The sequence below is a fragment of the Rhizobium sp. 05L429 genome (genome assembly GCF_056397645.1).
Genome location: NZ_JBFTNV010000003.1, coordinates 142,073 through 159,031 on the forward strand (window position 1 = coordinate 142,073; position 16,959 = coordinate 159,031).

Consider the following 16,959-nt stretch of genomic DNA (forward strand, 5'->3'; position numbering starts at 1 on the left):
AATCCGGTTCTTCAGCCCTTGAGGCCGGTATGCGCGAGCCCTTCGACGAATTGCTTTTGCGCGATGATGAAAACGATGAGGACGGGCAGCGCCGTGAGTGTCGCCGCGGCAAGCTGGATGTTCCACATCGGCCCGCCATAGGCATCGGTATATTGGGTCAGCGCCTGCGGCAGCGTGAACTTCTCCGCGCTCGACAGGAACACGATCGGTTCGAGGTAGAGGTTCCAAGAGTGCAGGAAGGTAAAGATCGCCACAGAGGCCAGTGCCGGTCTGGCAAGCGGCAGCGCGATCTTGCGGAAGATCTTGAAACGCCCGAGACCATCGACGCGCGCTGCCTCTTCCAGTTCGACCGGCAGCGTCACGAAAAACTGTCGCATGACAAAAGTGGCAAAAACACTCGGCGCACCGAAGATCGGCACGAGGATCAGCGGCCAATGCGTATTGACCATACCGGCCTTCAAAAACATCTGGAAGAGCGGCACGATCGTCACCTCCGACGGGATCAAGAGGCCGAGCAGCACTACCATGAAGATCGTGTTGGCGAAGGGGAACTTGATGCGCGCGAAGGCGTAACCGGCCATCGATGAGACGATCATCGTGCCAACAGTGACCGCGGCGGCGATATAGGCCGAATTCCAGTATTGTTTGACGAAAGGCTGCAGCTCGAAGACCTTGCCATAGGTCGTCCAGTCATAGCTCTGCGGGAAAAGTTGCGGCGGAAAGGCGAAGATATCGCTGATCGGCTTCACCGAAGAGGTGACCATCCACCAGGTCGGGAAGACGAAAGGAATGAGCAGCACGCACATCAGCCCGTACAGAAAGACCTTCATGCGCGGGGGGAGCTCAGCTTTCATAGAACACGATCCTCTTGCGCAATTGCCATTGGGCGAAGGTCAGCACGGCGACGATCAGGAAGAGCAGGATCGACAGCGTGGAGCCGTAACCGAAGAAATGAAACTGGAAAGCCTGCTGGTACAGATAATAGACGAGCACCGTCGTCGAGATGCCCGGCCCGCCCTGCGTCAGCACCGCGATCTGCGCGAAGACCTGTAGCGATCCGACGATGGTGATGATCGAGGTGAGCAGGATGGTCGGGCTGATCAGCGGCAGGGTAATGCGGCGGAACTGCTTGAAGCGCGGCGCACCATCAATGCGGGCCGCCTCATAGAGCTCGTTCGGCACGCCCTGGAGGGCTGCAAGGAAGAGGATCATGTTGAGGCCGACATTCTTGAACACCTGGACGACGATGACCGAGATCATCGCGGTGGTCTCGCCGCGCAGCCAGTTCGGACCCTCGATGCCAAACAGCAACAGCATGCCGTTAATGCCGCCGTTCTTTTGCAGCAGAAACCCCCAGACGATCGTCCAGGCCACCAGCGACACGACAACAGGCGAAAAGAACAGCGTCCGGAAGATCGTGATACCTGCAAGCTTCTGGTTCAACAGCACCGCCAGCAGCAAGGCCAGCGACAGATTGAGAACCACAAGCCCGGCGGAGAAGATGGCGGTTGAGCCGAGCACCTGCAACAGGTTCGGGTCCTCACTCAGCATCTGGTAGTTCTGCGTGCCCGTATAGGTGAAGGTATTGGCGAGCACGTTCCACTCGTGCAGCGAATACCAGAAGACCAGACCGAGCGGGATCAGCACGAAGATGATGATGCCGATCAGTTGCGGAGCGATGAACAGGAAGCCGGCGAGGCTGTCGCGCCGCGCAATCGTCCAGAACGGCGACGAGGAGCGGCCTTCCGAAGTTGCGTTGTCCTGTGCGACAGCCATCTCTTATCTCCTCAGCGCTTGAGCAGCGGGCCGATCTGGCCGCAGATCGTCTGGAGCGTGCCGGCGACATCGGCATCCGGACGCCAGACGGCGTCGAGGCCGGAGCGCACGGTCTGCTGGATCTGCGCAAAGCCCGTGTGGCCAGGAATGACCTTGCCCGTCGCAATGCCGGCGATAACGACCTTGTCGATCTGTTCCCTCGTCAGCAGCGGATTGGTCTTCTTCAGCACGTCCGCGTTGAGCAGCGACTTGCGGGCCGAGGGGAAGAACTGGCTGAGCTTGGCCGAATTTTCCGGGTTCGTCATATAGGCGACGAATTCGGCGGCTGTCTTCGCGTTCTTGCCGGATTGCATGACGCCGATACCGGCCTGGCCGATCAGCGCATAGTCACCGGCTGGTCCCTTCGGCAGCGGCACGAGATCCCAGGAAAAGGGCTTGTCCTTCGGCAGCAGCGAGGCGCGGCTGATCTGGGTGATGGTCATCGCCGCATTGCCGGCGAAGAAGTCGACATTCTCGCCTGGACCGGGGATCGCCTTCTTCTCGAAGATCGCCTCATGGACGAAGGTCAGTGCATCGACCATAGGCTTTTCGGTCATCATGCAGGTCTTGCCGTCGGCGCTCCAGGGTGCGGCACCAAAGCCGTTCCAGACCGAGGCAAGATTCTGCCAGATCTGGTAGTTGAAGTCCCGCACGATCAGGCCGCCTTTACCCGTCTGGCCAACAGCCGAAGCAGTAGCGATCGCATTATCCCAGGTCCATTGGCCGGCGGCGATCATCTCGGCGGGCGTCTTGGCGCCGGCCGCCTTGATGAGGTCGTTGTTGACGAAGACTGCGAAGGGCGAGGTGGAGAAGGGATAGGCATAGAGCGTGCCGTCCTTTTGCCAGCGCTCGGTGGCCGTCCCGCTTACCTCGTCGAGATTGTAGCCCTGCGTTGCCTTCAGCGTATCGGTGAGCGGATAAAGCGCGCCGGAATTGACGAAGTCGTAAGCCGTCGTCTCGAAGATCCAGGCCAGATCAGGCGCATTGCCGCCGGCGATCTGGGTGGTGAGCGCCGTCGTATAGGTGTCGAACGGCAGCGACTCGAAGGTCACCGTGACGTTGGGGTGATCCTTCTTGAAGCCGGCCGCGATCTCGTTGAAGAGCTTCAGATGCGCTTCTGCCGCGCTCCAGATGGTCATGCGCAGGTTGACGGCATCCTGTGCGTTGGCGATGCCGCTGCAGGCGAGCGGCAAGGCGAGCGCAAGCGCCGCCATTGCCGATTTCAGTGTCCTGTTCTTGTTCATTCCCGTTCCTCCTCCAAAGATGGGTTGCGCAGATGGGTGCTCAGTAGGCTGAGATGACCGGCCAGCGGATTTCGATGCCTTCTCGAACAAGTTCCTGCTGGAAGTCGCGAAGATGCACATCGTTTTCCTGGACCTGGTGGGGCTTCAGTCCCTTATCGAGGCAGTGGGCCGCGAGCATGCCCGCCGCTTCGCCGATGTTCCATTCGACCGGATGCAAGCGGTAGCAACCGTTGGTGATATGGGTGGTGCCGATATTCTTGCCGGCCGCAATGAGGTTCGTCATGCGCTGCGGCAGCAGCGCGCCAAGCGGGATTTCGAACGGGCAGGACGGCACGTCGACATAGTTGTCGCCGCCGGTCGAGGGGTGCAGGTCGATGCGGTACATGCCGATGCCGACGCTGTCGCGATAATTCACCGCCCCTTTTTCGCCGCGCACCGCATGGGAGAGATCCTGCTCGGTGATACGGGTGACGGGCTTGATGCGGCGGCTTTCCCGGATATAGGGCGCCATCGCGAGGCCATGTTCGGTGCCGGTGATGTCGCCGCGAAGCCTCAAGCCCCGGTAACCCTGGCCGCCATCGATGCGTGGCGCCTCGGTTTGCAGCCAGTAGAAGACCGAATAGGAAAGATCGGCGGCCGCCTTCAGATGCCTCGCCTTGTCTTGCTCGGAGACGTCGATGATCGTTCCGTCCATGTAGTCGATCATCGGCCAGTTCACGAAGCAGATGTCGGACTGGTAAAAGCCAGGCTCAAAATTGCGCCGTGCCGCGATGCGGCGGAAGAGCCAGAGGTTCTCATCGCCGCCACCCTTGCGCTGATCGGCATCGACGAGCAGTGGATTGTCGTCGACATTTGGCGTGAAGCTGCGCGTGGTGGATTCCAGCGTGCGCGGGTGCGGCGCGGTGAAGCCGAGCAGTGGTCCGCCCCAGAAATGCGGCTGGTATTTGCGCCAATAGTCGTAATTGTCAGGCTTGTCGATCGTCTGATCGCCGTCAACGCAATCGACTGCAAAGCAGATCGAAACTGCCTGAACATTGTCGGGCTGCGCTTCGGAGGGAGCGTTCGGCTCGCCGGTATCGGACTGCGCCTCGAAGCCTTTCACATAATCCGTGCCGGTCATCGGCAGCAGATCGCCGAGTTCGGTGGCGTCAAGGATGTAATCGGCCGAGATGACGAGCTCGCGGTCGGTATCGCGATGGCGGACGGTGACGGAGCGCACGCTGTCGCCGTCGACATCGGCAGCGACGGGACGATAGGGCTGCAGGACCCTGAGCCGGCCGGCGCCGCGATAGGGCATCAGCATCGCTTCCATGACCGCCAGGCTGACGCGCGGCTCGGCGCAGATGCGGCTTACCCAGCCGCCGCCGGGATTGAGATCGCCCCAGGCGCGGGCACCTTCGGTCAGCGGATAGTTGTCGCGATAATATTGCCGCACGCCGTTGCGCAGTCTGCGATAGGAGCGCGTGATGCCGAATTGCTCGACCCAGCTATGTTCGTCGGAAGGCACGCCCTGGCTGGTCGACTGGCCGCCGATCCATTCGAATTCCTCGGTCATGATGACGCTCTTGCCCGCCCGGCATGCGCCAAGCGCCGCCGCGACGCCGCCGAGGCCGCCACCCACCACCAGAATATCCGCTCGCATCTCTTTTGCCGCCATGTCCATCACTATCAGGTCCGTTTCTTTGCTGGTCCGAGGGTTTCGCCCTCGACAGGTTCGCAGGTCAGAAGAATTTGTTCGATGGGCGCGGCGGCCTCGATGCGGCGCACCAGCATGGCGGTCGCCTGCCGCCCCATTTCCTCGCGAGGAATATCGAAGGAGGTGAACCGCACATGGCTGCGCTCGGCCCGTACATGGCTGCCGAGCACCACGGCCGACAAGTCGCCAGGAATGGACAGGCCGCGCTCGCGCGCTGCCGCTTCGACACGCACCGCATCGGCCAATTCGACGAAGAAGACGGCGGTCGCGCCGCTTGCGACGATCGCGTCGAGCGTGTCGGCCGCGCCTCGGCCGACCTCATCAACATGGAGAACCAGTTCGGCGCCCCCGGTGATTGCGCCTGAAAATCCGCGCCAACGGTCAACGATAGATTCAGCCGAGCCGCTTGGGCCGACGAAAGCCAGCCGGTCATGGCCGAGTGCGCGCGCCTTTTCGACCAGCGCCCGCGTACCGCTGGCGTAATCGCCGCCGACGTAGGGAACGGGTCCGCCTGCGTCCTCACGTCGGCCGATCGCCACGAAGGGATAATCGCCAGTCACCAGCCGCTTGAGCTCGGCCCGATCGAATTCGCGGCCGAGGACGAGGCAGCCGTCGGCGATCCGCAGCCGGTTACCGTCGGCAAAAATCTTGCGCTCCCGGCCGACGCCGGCACCGGTCAGGAGGAGCAGGTCATAATTCTGCGCCTGCGCCTCTTCCTCGATGCCGAGCAGGAAGGGTGCAAAAAAGTCCGCCTGCTCGCTTGGAAAGGCCGGCTCGTAGGTGAAGACGCCGAGGATGCGATTGAGACCCTTGGCCATCCGCCGGGCGATCGGATCGGCCACATATCCCGTGGTGCGGATGACCTGCTGGACGCGCTCGCGGGTCTCCTTCGGAATACGCGCCAAAGCCGTCGGCGCACCGTTCAGCACAAGCGAAACGGTTGCCTGACTGACGCCGGCCAGTTTCGCAATATCGTGCTGCGTCAAGCGCTTAGTGCCTGCCACACCGGTTCCTCCCGATCACCTCTTGACTGCTAATGCGTATTAGCAGCTAATACGTATAAACAAGATTTACCGAGCAACTGTCAAGCGCGAAAATGTGAGATGATCGATGCCATTCGCAGAGCATTTGAAATTGCTGGGGATTTCCGGAACCCGCCTCTTCGGCGACAGCATCACCGCAGGACTCAACGCCAGCCAGCCGCATCTTGCCTGGCCGGCATTGTTTGCGGCTGAGGTCGATGGATTACCCCTCCGCAATCACGCAATCCCGGGGACAGTGCTGCAGGCATCGCTGCTTGCCGACGGCAAAGCTCGACCGGGAAACGGCGCTGAACGCTTCGCCGGGGCGCTGCTCGACGGCCCGCATAGCGACGCGATCCTCATCCTCTACGGCTATAACGACGCGCGCTATGCGGCCGCGCCGGAGAGCATGAACGCGAAGAACTTCAGTCGTGACTATGCTAATATGCTGGAGAAACTGATCGAGGCAGGCCACGCGAAACGGCTTGCGATCGGCAGTCCGCCTTATATTCCAGATGGCGGCTTTTCAGTTGGAAGCACCGGCTTCACCGGCCAGACACGCCAGGGCTTTGAAGTCTACGTCCGAACCGTGCGAGAACTGGCGCAACGTTTTCGCGTCTTCTACGCTCCTGTCTATGAACGGATGAAAGCATATGGCGATGGGCCACTGGCCTCGCCTGATTTCACACATCCCAACGATGCCGGTCATCGTGTCATCTATGAAGCGTTCAGAGATGCCGTCGTTCATGAGAAATTGGACTAGGCTTTTTTACACATCGAGGCGACTTTGGATCGCGCGTGACACCGCAGAGCAAAGCTTCCCCCGATCCGCCATTTCGGGGCGATCCGCATCAACTCACATAGCACGGCCGAGCAACCCTAACGGGTCATAGTGTGATAGGCCCGCGCAACGACCGCACCCCATCGCCGGAACTCAGGTGATAGTGATGGCTGATGCGCACAGCGACCGGCGGATGACCGGCCGCTTGCGTCCTGCTCTCAACGCGCGCTGTATTTCGCGTCGAGCTCATCGATTGCGGAGACATTACCGGCCGAACGGCCGTTTTCGTCGAATGTCTGAGCGAGGAATGCGTCGGCGATCGACTTAGCGAGCTCAGTTCCGATGACGCGAGCACCCATCGTGATGATCTGCGCGTTGTTGGAAAGAGCGGCACGTTCGGCCGAATAGGTGTCGTGCGTCAGAGCGGCACGGATGCCGGGCACTTTATTGGCCGAGATGCAGACGCCGATGCCGGTGCCGCAGACCAGGATGGCCTTGTCATAGGTGCCATCGATCACGCCCGAGGCAACACGATCCGAAAGGTTGGCATAGAACGGGTCGAGCCCGTCATTGATGCGTGACACTTCATGGACGTCGAAACGGCCCTTGAGGTGTTCGGCGAGCACCTTGGCGAGACCTTCGCCGGCGCTGTCTCCAGCAATTGCAAGCTTCATCGTTTTTCTCCTTGGAGTTTGGCGGCGCATTTCGAAAGGATGTCGAGATAGCCCTCGACATTCCAGGCGGAACGGCCGATGAAGAGCCCGTCGATATGCGGGCTCGAAATCAGTTCCTCGCAGTTCTGCGGATTGACCGACCCGCCGTAAAGGCAGGGGATTTTCCGCCCGAGCGCCGCTTCGGCGACTGCGATAATTTCGGCCTGGCGCGCATCGGCATAATCCGCCGTTGCCGGAATGCCTTTTTCGCCGATCGCCCATACGGGCTCGTAGGCTAGGAGGATTTCCGCCGATTTCTGTACGTCGGAAAGCTTCGAAAGCGCCCCACGCACCTGGATTGCAAGGATTTCGGCAGCTTTTCCGCTCTCCCGGTCGGCAAGGGTTTCGCCGATGCAGATCAGCGGGATCAGACCGTGGCGAACCGCTGCCTCCGTCTTCAGCCCGACCGTCTCATCCGTCTCTCCGAAAAACTCGCGGCGCTCGGAATGCCCAAGCTCGACGATATCGAGATCGCAATCCTTCAGCATCAAGGGGGAAACCTCGCCCGTCCAGGCGCCCTCGTCCGCCCAATGCATGTTCTGCGCTCCGACCTTGACGGAGGTCTTTGCAAGCATGCGCTTGACCTCTCGCACGGCGGTAAACGACGGGATCACGAAGCGCTGGATGATGGAATCGCGCGCGGCATCGGCCGCCTCGAGCCCGCGGGCGAAATGCTCGGCCTGCTCGAGCGTCTTGTTCATCTTCCAGCTGGTGCCAATCCAGAAGCGCGGTTTCTCAGTCATGCCTGATCCTGTGCCGGAGCGATGGTGAGCTTGATGCCCGCCCGATCGAATTCGTCGAGGATAGCGGCCGCCGGCGCGCTATCAGTGATAATAGTGTCGAAATCGGCGAGATCCGCCATGACATGCAACGCCGTGTGGCCGATGCGCTGGTGGTTGACCAGCAGGCAGCTTCTGGCCGAAGACGAGATCATCGCCCGCTTGGCGCGAACGACATTGTCGTCCATGTGGTAGGCGAGCCCGCCGCTGACCGCCGGCGTCGAGATGAAAGCGATATCGGCTCTCAGGCGCGACAGCGCTTCTTCGGTAACGACGCCGAAATAGGCGTTGAATTTTGCGGAATAGATGCCCCCGAGCGCAATCAGCGTTATGCCGTTTTCGCCCTTCAACCGCTCCATGATCGCTGCATTGTTGGTGATCACCGTCAGCGGGCGTTTCTGCAGCAACATCTCACCGAAAACTGCTGCCATCGAGCCGTCGTTGACCATGATCGTCATGCCGGGCTCGACCATGAACAGCGCTTCCTGCGCCATGGCAACCTTGGCCTCACCACCCTGACGTTCGCGAATGCGAAAATCGCTCTCGAACTGTGTTCCCGCGTCAATCGTGGCGCCACCGCGCACCTTGCGCAGCACACCTGCCTGTTCGAGGTCGTCGAGGTCGCGATGAATGGTCATCTTCGAGACGGAAAAGCGCTCGGCAAGATCGTCCACATCGACGGTCTTATCCTCGACGAGCAGATTGACGATCAGTTGCTGGCGCTCTTCTCGTTTCATACGTCTCAATCCCAGTTAAATAACAATATAACATCTGCAATGTGAATTTCAACATAATTAGGTGTGATTATGAGCCAAAATATGTGGCTACCATCAATCCAGGAGCGCTTGCGCGGTCCGTTCATCAGTAATGAGCCCGTGAAGGCGGCGGCTTCGCAGGATGGCTCGTATGGCGGCCACCTTGGCCTGTCCGCCTGCCAGGGCCACGAGGCGCTCCTTCTTCGTCGTCGGGAAAGATGCCGAAAGGGTTCGTCCGGTCAGTGCCGTATCGAGGATCTGCCCATCTGCATTGAAAAAGTGACCCAGGATTTCGCCGACGCCGCCGGCGGCGGCGATGTCCTCGATCTCACCCGGCTCGACCAGGCCGGAGAGCACAAGCTGGGCCTCGGCATCTACCGTCCCCAAGCCGACGAGCTTCAGGTCGGCGTCATTGGCGAGATCGAACACTTCCTTGACGCCGCGTTGCGCTCTCAGCACCTCCCGGTCCTCGGCGGTGTTGGCGAAGAAGGGAACCGGCATGACATAGGCATGTGTGCCGGTCTTTTCCGCGATACGGTGCATGACGTCATAGGGATTGGCGCCGTAGTTTCGCGTGAGGCCGCCAAGCAGCGAAACGAAGCGCATATCCTTGGCAGTCGTCCGCGGCATATATTGAACGGCAGCCGAAAGCGTGCGGCCGTGGCCAAGACCAATGACTGCGTGGTCACCGTGTTCGATTTCGCGCTTCAGATAGCCAGCGCCTGCATGACCGAGCGCGCGTAGCGGCAGGCCCTCTTCGCCAAGATCGGGCGCGACCTCGCAATATTGCAGTCCGAAGCGCTCGACGAGACGCGCCTCCAGTTCGACGCATTCGACGATATCGCCGTCGATCGTGACCTTGACGACGCCATCGGCGACGGCCCGCGCGATCAGCCGATGCGCCTTGACCGAGGGAATGCCGAGGCGCCGGGCAACGTCAGACTGCGTCAGTCCGCCGGCGTAATGAAGCCAGGCGGCCCGCACTGCAAGCGTATCATCAGCATCCGTCATCGCCGCACCTTTCCCATTTCTTCGCCGGCGATTCCGCCCGATAACAACCAGCCTTTGTAAATCGCCGGATCATATCTTCAAGTCTGCGGCGCCCGTGTCGATATGCGGCGCCCAGAAGGCGACGCTTTCAGCAATCTGCGCGATAACTTCGCGATCGTTCGGCTCACGTTCCTTGAAGGAAAGCTCGAGGCAGATCTCATTGTCATCGGCCCCGCCTGTCGCGAAAGCGTCCAACAGCGGAGCGGGTTGAATTCGGCCCTTGGCATTGAATTCGGCGGTGAACGGCCGGTGACCGCCTTTGTCCATCAAGCTCTGCTTGATATGGATGATCGGTGATAGCTTCGGCACGGCCCGCGCCCAGGCATAGGGATCGAAGTCGTTGGGATTGGCGGAAGTGACGTCGCCATGGTCGATATCCGCCATCATCCACATCGGCACCGCCATATCGGCGGCAGTCAGTCGAGCCTGCAGCGAAAGGCAGGATTCGATCGTGTCGCCGAATTCGCGGCCGATGCTCATCGGCTCCCAGAAGACGTAGGAAAGACCCGCAGCCTTGGCATGCTCTGCGACTTCGCACCAGCAGTCGATAGCGATCTTGATCAGTTCCTCGCGCCGGTTCGCGTCGTCGAAGTCTCTGTAGGTGAAGATTGCAAACTGCGTTCCGACGGAATGCCCGCCGAGATCGGCGGTAATGTCCGCGAAGGTCTTGAACCAATCCACGTAATAGCGGCGCACCTCGGCATCCGGATGCCCGAAATGGTTTAACCGTCCATAAGGTCCGGTCATGCCCGAGGTGACGCGAACGCCGGTGCGCGCCAACGCCGCCTTCATCTGGCGGGTCAGGCGGCGGATGACCGGTGCCTGCCAACTCGGGTTGATGAATTCATGGGTCAGCTGGAGATCACGGATGCGCAGGTCTCGCGCCACCGTCTCGATCAGGTCGTCCGGATCGGCAAAACGGTTCACCAGCGGATTGGTATTCAGCGAAAGCGTCAGCGGCATCAAGGCCTCCTCAGGCGGCGGCAAGATGGGATGAAGCAAACCAGTCGGCAAAGGCTGCCCGCTCCGCCTCGCTCAGGTGAAGGTAATGCTTGGTGCGGCGATAGAGGATGTCCTCGGCCGTCTCGGCCCATTCGGTGGCGACGAGGTAACGGACTTCCGCCTCGTAAAGCTGCCCGCCGAAATGGTGTCCGAGGCCTTGCAGGTCCGTTGCCTTGGCAACCAGGTTCTTCGTGCGCGTGCCATAGAGACGGCCATAGTGATGGACGAGTTTTCGCGGCATCCAGGGATAGGTGTCACGCAGGCTGTTGGCGAAGGTCTCGTAGTCGGCATTGGGCATCTCTCCACCCGGCAGCGGTGCCTTTTCCGTCCAGTCGCCACCCATGTTCGGGAAAACGTGCCTGAGGCGTTGCATGCCACGTTCGGCAAGCTCCCGGAAGGTGGTGATCTTGCCGCCGAAGACATTGAGAAGCGGCGCTCCACCGGTTTCGTCAAGGTCGAACACGTAGTCGCGGGTCACCGCCGACGGATTGCCCTTGCCGTCGTCAAACAGCGGGCGCACGCCAGAAAAACTGTGCAGCACGTCCTGGCGGCGCAGCTTCTCCTTGAAATAGCGGTTTACCGCCTTCAGCAGATATTCGATTTCCGCCTCGTCGGCCGCCACATCCTCGGCCCGGCCTTCATAGGCGATATCCGTCGTACCGATCAGCGCCTTATCGCCTTCATAAGGGTTGATGAAGATGACACGCTTGTCGTGGTTCTGAACCAGATAGGCATTGGAGCCAGCCCAGAACTTCGGCACGATGATATGGCTGCCCTTGACGAGGCGCACATTGCGGCTGGAATTGGAGCCGGCGACACGGTTGATGATATCGGTTACCCAGGGGCCGGCGCAATTGACGAGACATTTGGCACGAAACGTCCGCGTCTCGCCGCTCGTGCTGCTTTTCGTCGTGATCGTCCATTGGCCGTTTTCCCGGCGCGCGGAGATCGCCGGCGAGCGGGTGAGCACCAGGGCCCCCTTCTCCGCCGCGCTCACCGCATTCAAGGTGACTAGGCGGGCATCATCCACCCAGCAATCCGAATATTCGAAACCGCGGGTATATTGATCGAGTATGGGCGTGCCTTCTGGATCGCGCAGCAGATTGAGCGTGCGGGTGCCCGGCAGCTTCTTGCGACCGCCGAGATGATCGTAAAGGAAGAGGCCAAGCCGCACGAGCCAGGCGGGGCGATCCTCGGGACTGTGCGGCAGCACGAAACGCATCGGCCAGATGATGTGCGGTGCGGCGGTGAGCAGCACCTCGCGTTCGATCAGCGCCTCCCGCACGAGACGGAACTCGTAATATTCCAGATAGCGAAGGCCGCCATGCACGAGCTTGCCCGAGCGCGAGGAGGTGCCCTGTGCCAAATCGTCCTTCTCGCACAATGCGACTTTCAGGCCGCGCCCGGCGGCGTCGCGGGCAATTCCCGCTCCGTTGATGCCGCCGCCGATGACGAAAAGATCCAGGATTTCGGGTTCGGTCATGTCATGCTCCCTCGGATGCCTATTGCATCAGCGATTCATTTTGTGGGCGGCATCGCCGCGGCTCTGGCCAGTGTTTCCCAGGCGGCGGGCATGGCCTTTCGGATATCGGCATAGGCGGAATAAAGCAGGTCGAAGCGGGAAGCTTCCTCCCGGATCGGCTCTTCGGCGTCGCCGAGCAGCGGCGTTACCCAGTCGGCGATGCAGTCATCCATTGTTTTGTAGGCGCCGATCGCCACAGCAGCCATCATGGCTGCACCTGCCGCTCCGGTCTCTTCACGGCGGGACAGGCGGATCGGCACCTTCAGTGAGGCGGCCAGGGAGCGGCGAAGCGCACTCGAGCGCACCGCGCCGCCGGTGACGCGCAACTCTTCCGGCATATCGCCCATGGCGGCGTAACAATCGCGCGTCGCGAGCGCCAGCCCTTCGACTACCGCGCGAACGAGGTCTGGAAACCCGTGGCGAACCGAAAGACCAGAAAAGCCCGCCCGGGCCTGCGCATTGACGAAGGGGCCGCGCTCTCCGGCCTCGGAAATATAGGGATGATAGACGACCGAACCCGGCTGGCTTTCGGAAAACCAGCGGTCGATCCGTCCGACGAGCTCGGCATGAGTGACAGGCTTTCCGGCCTCCGCCATCAGATAGGCAGCCATCTCCAGCAGCCAGTCGATGTTGATCGTCGCACCCATATTGGTCTGCACCTGGGTAACGGTACCCGGGATCGGCAGGGCAATGACGTAGCCCGTGCCCTCGCGGTTGAGATGGACGTCAGCCACCGGCTTTGCACGCAGATGCACGCCGGTCGAACCGATCGTCGAACAGGCAGCGTTGCGTCCACCGCTGCGAACACCGGCGCCGAGCGCCGTCATCACCATGTCGACATAACCGAGACTGACCGGCGTACCGGCCAGCAGGCCGCAGGCCTGCGCCGCTTCCGCCGTCAGCGGATGGCTGATTTCTGTTCCATCGACAATATCGGGCAGAAGCGCGCGGCGATGCGTCAACCCGAGCGCGTCAATGGTGACAGCCGAATATCGCCGTGTCCTGAAATCACCGAAGGTGAAGCTTGCCTCCGAAGGGTCTGTCGCCCGCACACCGGTAAGATTGAGGTAGAGCCAGTCCTTGCAGTGCAGCGCCGTTTCCGCCCGGTCCAGAAGCTCCGGCACTACCCGATCCATGTGAGCGAGCTGCGCGCCCTGCTGGCAGGTATTTAGTCCCGTGCCGGTCTGTTCGAAACGCGCCCTGTCCGTTTCCTGGCCGGCAAGTGAAACCACGGTCGGCGCGGCGCGGGCATCAAGCCAAAGCCAGGCATCAGCGACAGGCTGATTTCCGGAGCCGACCAACCATGTTCCATCGCCCTGCCCCGTCACCGCAATTGCGGCGGTGCGCGATGCAAGATCTTCAAGCTTCTCGCCCAGCCCGCGAAGCGCACCGACGCAATCCTGCCAGGTCTGGGCGAGCGATTGCGTAGCCGAGCCATCGGCGCCGCTTGAATATTTGTTGCGAACGGATGCGGCGGCGATCTGACGGCCGGAAAGGTCGAAGGCGACCGCCTTGATGACCGATGTTCCCGCATCGATGCCGATGATGACCTGGTGGCTAACGTCCATCGCAGATTATCCGGCAACGTCGAGCGTCGCGAGGGGCAAAACGCGCGTCGATTTCATGTCTCATATCCTCCCGGTCGGTACAGCCAGCAAAGGGCACAGGCGACCACATTTCGAATCCACGGGCAAGTTCGCCGGCGCATAGTCGCGCCCCGCGGGATCTTGAGATCCGATGCTTTTCGAAAGCTCCATGGGCTCATCAAAAAGATAACACAAAGATATCATTGCGCCAGTAAGATTTTTCTCGCAATGAAATTTTTTTCAGATAAAATTGAACCCACGGATGCGATGCGCGGCGATCGCGGACTGGCCCCTTTCCAGCGGCGGCCACGCGCTACCGGCACCCGCTTCGAATTATTTTATCATTTTAAATCAATTATCTAGTTCAATATATTGGAATGGGCGCATGCCTCCTCACTTGGAGCGCGCGCTCAAGATCGCGTTCTTTTCCATTCCAATAAGCAGGCTGTTAGCCACACATTGTCGGCATGAGAGCAGAAAACACCTGTTGACAGACGAACGATTTGATAACATGATTTTTGGCATAAACACCATTTACCTATCACGCAGGCATCCCTGCTGAAAGGAATTGCGGTCCAGGCGATTGGAGGAGACAAGCGCCGGTCCGGCATGAAGGAGGTTCGGATGCGCATTTTTTTCGCTCATCATCACGCCGCTGGCGTGAATCGGCCTGACAGGCTTTCGCATTGCAATGCGGTTTTCGAAGCGTGCCGTCTTCGATGAAGCAGCCGTGAGGCTTTCGCCATTTTCCCCCTTTTTGACATAAATCCGACCAGCCGCAGAGGTCGCCAGCAATGAACACCCAGCCCGCTCACGCAGCATCCGCGCCAGGCAAAGGCAATTTGAAGATCATCGTCAGCGCCGTTGCGGCAATCGTGGTCATCGGCGCAATCGCGCTCGACACCAAGGTCGTCAAGATCGGCTCAGCGAGTGATGTAAGGCAGCAGGTCTTTTCTCCGGAAACCTTCGGCGCCGAGCAGTTTCCGCAGATCCAGGCGGATGTCGAGAAGAGAGCCGTGGCTGCATCTGAGCTGGCAACGGCGATCGTGGCGGACAAGAAGGCTGCCGGCGAGAAATATGGCGTTGCCACGAGCACCGGTCCGGTCTTGCCCGTGACGCTGACCGGCACCTTCGGCGCGCGCAAATCCAATACCAATGAAATGAAGATCGACGGCTTGCCTCCCGAGACGGTGGTCCGTGTCCAGACCGGTCCTGCGGTCAATGGCACGGACCTCCGCGATGCCACGGGCACGATCCAATTCGGCCAGTTCACCAATCAGATTCAGTATCAGGACGCCGGGTCGGCCATCAACAACGAGATGAAGAAAGCCGTATTCGCCGGTCTCGATCCGGACCAGCTCGATGGCAAGACGGCAACCGTCGTCGGCGTGTTCAAGCTGATCAACCCGAAAAACTGGCTCGTAACTCCGGTCAAGGTCGACGTCAAATGAGCGAGGCAATCTCCACATCCGAAGCCCCTGGCGAGGTGGTTCTGGCTGCCCGCAACATCGCCAAATCCTATGGCAATGTGCATGCTCTCAAGGGCGTCAATTTCGATATCCATCGCGGACAGGTGACGACGCTCTTCGGCGAGAACGGGGCGGGCAAGTCGACGCTGATGAAGATCCTTTCGGGCGTCGTCCAACCGACGTCGGGCGCGATCGTTCTCGACGGCGCGCCGATCAGTTTCAGCTCCTCGACCCATGCGCGCGAATGCGGCATCTCGATCATTCACCAGGAGCTCAGCCTCGCACCCAATCTCAGCGTGCGCGACAACATCTTCATGGGCCGCGAGATCATCAAAGGCGGCGTGGTCGATTTTGCGGAAGAAGAGCGCCAGACGCGCATCTTGATGGAAGAACTCGAAGAAGAGATCGATCCGCTGACAAAGGTGGAGGATCTGCGTCTCGGCCAGCAGCAGATCGTCGAAATTGCCCGGGCGCTATCTGTCAATTCGCGTATCCTGATCATGGATGAGCCGACCTCGGCGCTCAGCGCCACCGAAGTCGAAGTGCTTTTCAAAGTCATCCACGATCTGACCGATCGCGGCGTGTCGATCGTCTACATCTCGCATCACCTTGAAGAAGCGCTGCAGATCACCAACCACGCCGTCGTCCTGCGCGATGGCACCATGACAGCCTATGCGCAACGCAAGGACATCGATCTCGAATGGATCGTCCGCAACATGGTGGGCGACAATTTCGATCTCGGCAACCCGCCCGAAGGCTATGAATTCGGCAAGGCTGCGCTATCGATCGACAATCTGACGGTTCCCGGCCCCTCCGGGTCGAACTTCAATTCCGTCGATCGCCTGTCGCTTGACGTGCGCGCCGGAGAGGTTGTCTGCATCTACGGCCTGATGGGCGCCGGACGCACCGAGCTTCTGGAATGCGTAGCCGGACGGTTGCGCGCAAGCGGCGGAAGCATTCGGCTCGAAGGACGGGATGTCGGGCACTTGAGCATCGCCGGGCGCATCGCAAGCGGCCTGGTGCTGGTGCCCGAGGATCGTCAACGCGACGGCCTCGTCCAGACGATGACGGTCGGCTCCAACCTGTCGCTCGCCAGCATCGGCGCATTCACGAAGGGGCTCTTCACATCCGGGCGTCGCGAGCGCGAACTTGTCGATGCCTCCATCCGCAAGGTGCACGTCAAGACCGATGGGGGAGAAGCTCCAATCGGTTCGCTGTCTGGCGGCAATCAGCAAAAGGTGGTCATCGGAAAGATGCTGGCGACCGAACCCAAGGTCATTCTTCTCGACGAACCGAGCCGCGGTATCGACATCGGCGCCAAGGCGGAGGTCTTCAAGCTGCTCGCCGAACGCGCCAGGCAGGGCCTTGCCGTCGTCTATTCGACCTCCGAAGTCAACGAATGCCTGAGCATTGCGCACCGCATCATCGTCATGCATCGCGGCCGAATCTCCGCCGAATTCGGTGCTGACGTCACCAAGGAAAAGATCATGGCCGCCTCCGGCGAAGCCACGGTCGCGCACTAGCC

15 protein-coding genes are annotated in these 16,959 nt (G+C 60.6%); 3 read left to right on the forward strand and 12 right to left on the reverse strand.

Annotation, left to right across the window (positions count from 1 at the left end; all coding sequences use genetic code 11):
• Nucleotides 1-11: 11 nt before the first annotated feature.
• From AC1DNW_RS03965 to AC1DNW_RS03985, 5 genes are read right to left on the reverse strand one after another with little or no spacing between them, the layout of a single operon-like run.
• Complete coding sequence (locus AC1DNW_RS03965) at nucleotides 12-854, reverse strand: carbohydrate ABC transporter permease (protein WP_113298783.1); 843 nt, start codon at nucleotides 852-854, stop codon at nucleotides 12-14.
• Nucleotides 844-1,776 carry a carbohydrate ABC transporter permease gene (locus tag AC1DNW_RS03970; protein WP_113298782.1) on the reverse strand — a complete coding sequence of 311 codons (933 nt, stop codon included), beginning with the start codon at nucleotides 1,774-1,776 and terminating at the stop codon, nucleotides 844-846. Before AC1DNW_RS03970 ends, AC1DNW_RS03965 begins: the two co-directional genes overlap by 11 nt.
• A gap of 11 nt (nucleotides 1,777-1,787) precedes the next feature.
• Entirely contained in the window at nucleotides 1,788-3,059 is a 1,272-nt protein-coding gene (locus tag AC1DNW_RS03975) for an ABC transporter substrate-binding protein (RefSeq protein ID WP_113298781.1), read from the reverse strand.
• 40 nt (nucleotides 3,060-3,099) lie between these two features.
• Nucleotides 3,100-4,701, reverse strand: coding sequence for an FAD-dependent oxidoreductase (locus AC1DNW_RS03980; protein ID WP_113508145.1), 1,602 nt, complete (start codon nucleotides 4,699-4,701; stop codon nucleotides 3,100-3,102).
• A 26-nt stretch (nucleotides 4,702-4,727) separates the two neighbouring features.
• Nucleotides 4,728-5,759 (reverse strand): LacI family DNA-binding transcriptional regulator, encoded by a 1,032-nt coding sequence (locus tag AC1DNW_RS03985; RefSeq protein WP_477851977.1) that lies wholly within the window; start codon nucleotides 5,757-5,759, stop codon nucleotides 4,728-4,730.
• A 106-nt stretch (nucleotides 5,760-5,865) separates the two neighbouring features.
• Between AC1DNW_RS03985 and AC1DNW_RS03990 the strand changes: the two genes are divergently transcribed.
• Nucleotides 5,866-6,540 carry an SGNH/GDSL hydrolase family protein gene (locus tag AC1DNW_RS03990; protein ID WP_477851978.1) on the forward strand — a complete coding sequence of 225 codons (675 nt, stop codon included), beginning with the start codon at nucleotides 5,866-5,868 and terminating at the stop codon, nucleotides 6,538-6,540.
• A 236-nt stretch (nucleotides 6,541-6,776) separates the two neighbouring features.
• On the opposite strand, the gene derI is transcribed toward AC1DNW_RS03990, so the two are convergent.
• From derI to AC1DNW_RS04025, 7 genes are all read right to left on the reverse strand, one after another.
• Nucleotides 6,777-7,232 (reverse strand): D-erythrulose-4-phosphate isomerase, encoded by a 456-nt coding sequence (gene derI / locus AC1DNW_RS03995; protein ID WP_113298778.1) that lies wholly within the window; start codon nucleotides 7,230-7,232, stop codon nucleotides 6,777-6,779.
• Nucleotides 7,229-8,014 (reverse strand): triose-phosphate isomerase, encoded by a 786-nt coding sequence (locus tag AC1DNW_RS04000; protein WP_477851979.1) that lies wholly within the window; start codon nucleotides 8,012-8,014, stop codon nucleotides 7,229-7,231. Before AC1DNW_RS04000 ends, derI begins: the two co-directional genes overlap by 4 nt.
• Nucleotides 8,011-8,787, reverse strand: a complete 777-nt coding sequence (locus AC1DNW_RS04005) for a DeoR/GlpR family DNA-binding transcription regulator (RefSeq protein ID WP_113308933.1) — start codon at nucleotides 8,785-8,787, stop codon at nucleotides 8,011-8,013. Before AC1DNW_RS04005 ends, AC1DNW_RS04000 begins: the two co-directional genes overlap by 4 nt.
• 93 nt (nucleotides 8,788-8,880) lie before the next feature.
• Complete coding sequence (locus AC1DNW_RS04010) at nucleotides 8,881-9,816, reverse strand: sugar-binding transcriptional regulator (protein ID WP_113298775.1); 936 nt, start codon at nucleotides 9,814-9,816, stop codon at nucleotides 8,881-8,883.
• A gap of 69 nt (nucleotides 9,817-9,885) precedes the next feature.
• Nucleotides 9,886-10,818, reverse strand: a complete 933-nt coding sequence (locus AC1DNW_RS04015; RefSeq protein ID WP_477851980.1) for a sugar phosphate isomerase/epimerase family protein — start codon at nucleotides 10,816-10,818, stop codon at nucleotides 9,886-9,888.
• A 10-nt stretch (nucleotides 10,819-10,828) separates the two neighbouring features.
• Nucleotides 10,829-12,340, reverse strand: coding sequence for a glycerol-3-phosphate dehydrogenase (locus AC1DNW_RS04020; protein WP_477851982.1), 1,512 nt, complete (start codon nucleotides 12,338-12,340; stop codon nucleotides 10,829-10,831).
• A 35-nt stretch (nucleotides 12,341-12,375) separates the two neighbouring features.
• Nucleotides 12,376-13,947 (reverse strand): FGGY family carbohydrate kinase, encoded by a 1,572-nt coding sequence (locus AC1DNW_RS04025; protein ID WP_477851984.1) that lies wholly within the window; start codon nucleotides 13,945-13,947, stop codon nucleotides 12,376-12,378.
• Nucleotides 13,948-14,759: 812 nt separating this feature from the next.
• On the opposite strand from AC1DNW_RS04025, the gene AC1DNW_RS04030 reads away from it, so the two are divergent.
• Complete coding sequence (locus AC1DNW_RS04030) at nucleotides 14,760-15,416, forward strand: DUF2291 domain-containing protein (protein WP_113298771.1); 657 nt, start codon at nucleotides 14,760-14,762, stop codon at nucleotides 15,414-15,416.
• Nucleotides 15,413-16,957, forward strand: a complete 1,545-nt coding sequence (locus AC1DNW_RS04035) for a sugar ABC transporter ATP-binding protein (protein ID WP_113298770.1) — start codon at nucleotides 15,413-15,415, stop codon at nucleotides 16,955-16,957. The genes AC1DNW_RS04030 and AC1DNW_RS04035 overlap by 4 nt, the downstream gene beginning before the upstream one ends.
• Nucleotides 16,958-16,959: the final 2 nt, after the last annotated feature.

Coding starts and splice junctions, on each gene's coding strand:
- AC1DNW_RS03980 (WP_113508145.1), bottom strand. CDS start 4,701: ATGCGAGCGGATATTCTGGTGGTGGGTGGCGGCCTCGGCGGCGTCGCG.
- AC1DNW_RS04025 (WP_477851984.1), bottom strand. CDS start 13,947: ATGGACGTTAGCCACCAGGTCATCATCGGCATCGATGCGGGAACATCG.
- AC1DNW_RS03965 (WP_113298783.1), bottom strand. CDS start 854: ATGAAAGCTGAGCTCCCCCCGCGCATGAAGGTCTTTCTGTACGGGCTG.
- AC1DNW_RS04030 (WP_113298771.1), top strand. CDS start 14,760: ATGAACACCCAGCCCGCTCACGCAGCATCCGCGCCAGGCAAAGGCAAT.
- AC1DNW_RS03975 (WP_113298781.1), bottom strand. CDS start 3,059: ATGAACAAGAACAGGACACTGAAATCGGCAATGGCGGCGCTTGCGCTC.
- AC1DNW_RS04000 (WP_477851979.1), bottom strand. CDS start 8,014: ATGACTGAGAAACCGCGCTTCTGGATTGGCACCAGCTGGAAGATGAAC.
- derI (WP_113298778.1), bottom strand. CDS start 7,232: ATGAAGCTTGCAATTGCTGGAGACAGCGCCGGCGAAGGTCTCGCCAAG.
- AC1DNW_RS04010 (WP_113298775.1), bottom strand. CDS start 9,816: ATGACGGATGCTGATGATACGCTTGCAGTGCGGGCCGCCTGGCTTCAT.
- AC1DNW_RS04005 (WP_113308933.1), bottom strand. CDS start 8,787: ATGAAACGAGAAGAGCGCCAGCAACTGATCGTCAATCTGCTCGTCGAG.
- AC1DNW_RS04035 (WP_113298770.1), top strand. CDS start 15,413: ATGAGCGAGGCAATCTCCACATCCGAAGCCCCTGGCGAGGTGGTTCTG.
- AC1DNW_RS04015 (WP_477851980.1), bottom strand. CDS start 10,818: ATGCCGCTGACGCTTTCGCTGAATACCAATCCGCTGGTGAACCGTTTT.
- AC1DNW_RS03970 (WP_113298782.1), bottom strand. CDS start 1,776: ATGGCTGTCGCACAGGACAACGCAACTTCGGAAGGCCGCTCCTCGTCG.
- AC1DNW_RS03990 (WP_477851978.1), top strand. CDS start 5,866: ATGCCATTCGCAGAGCATTTGAAATTGCTGGGGATTTCCGGAACCCGC.
- AC1DNW_RS04020 (WP_477851982.1), bottom strand. CDS start 12,340: ATGACCGAACCCGAAATCCTGGATCTTTTCGTCATCGGCGGCGGCATC.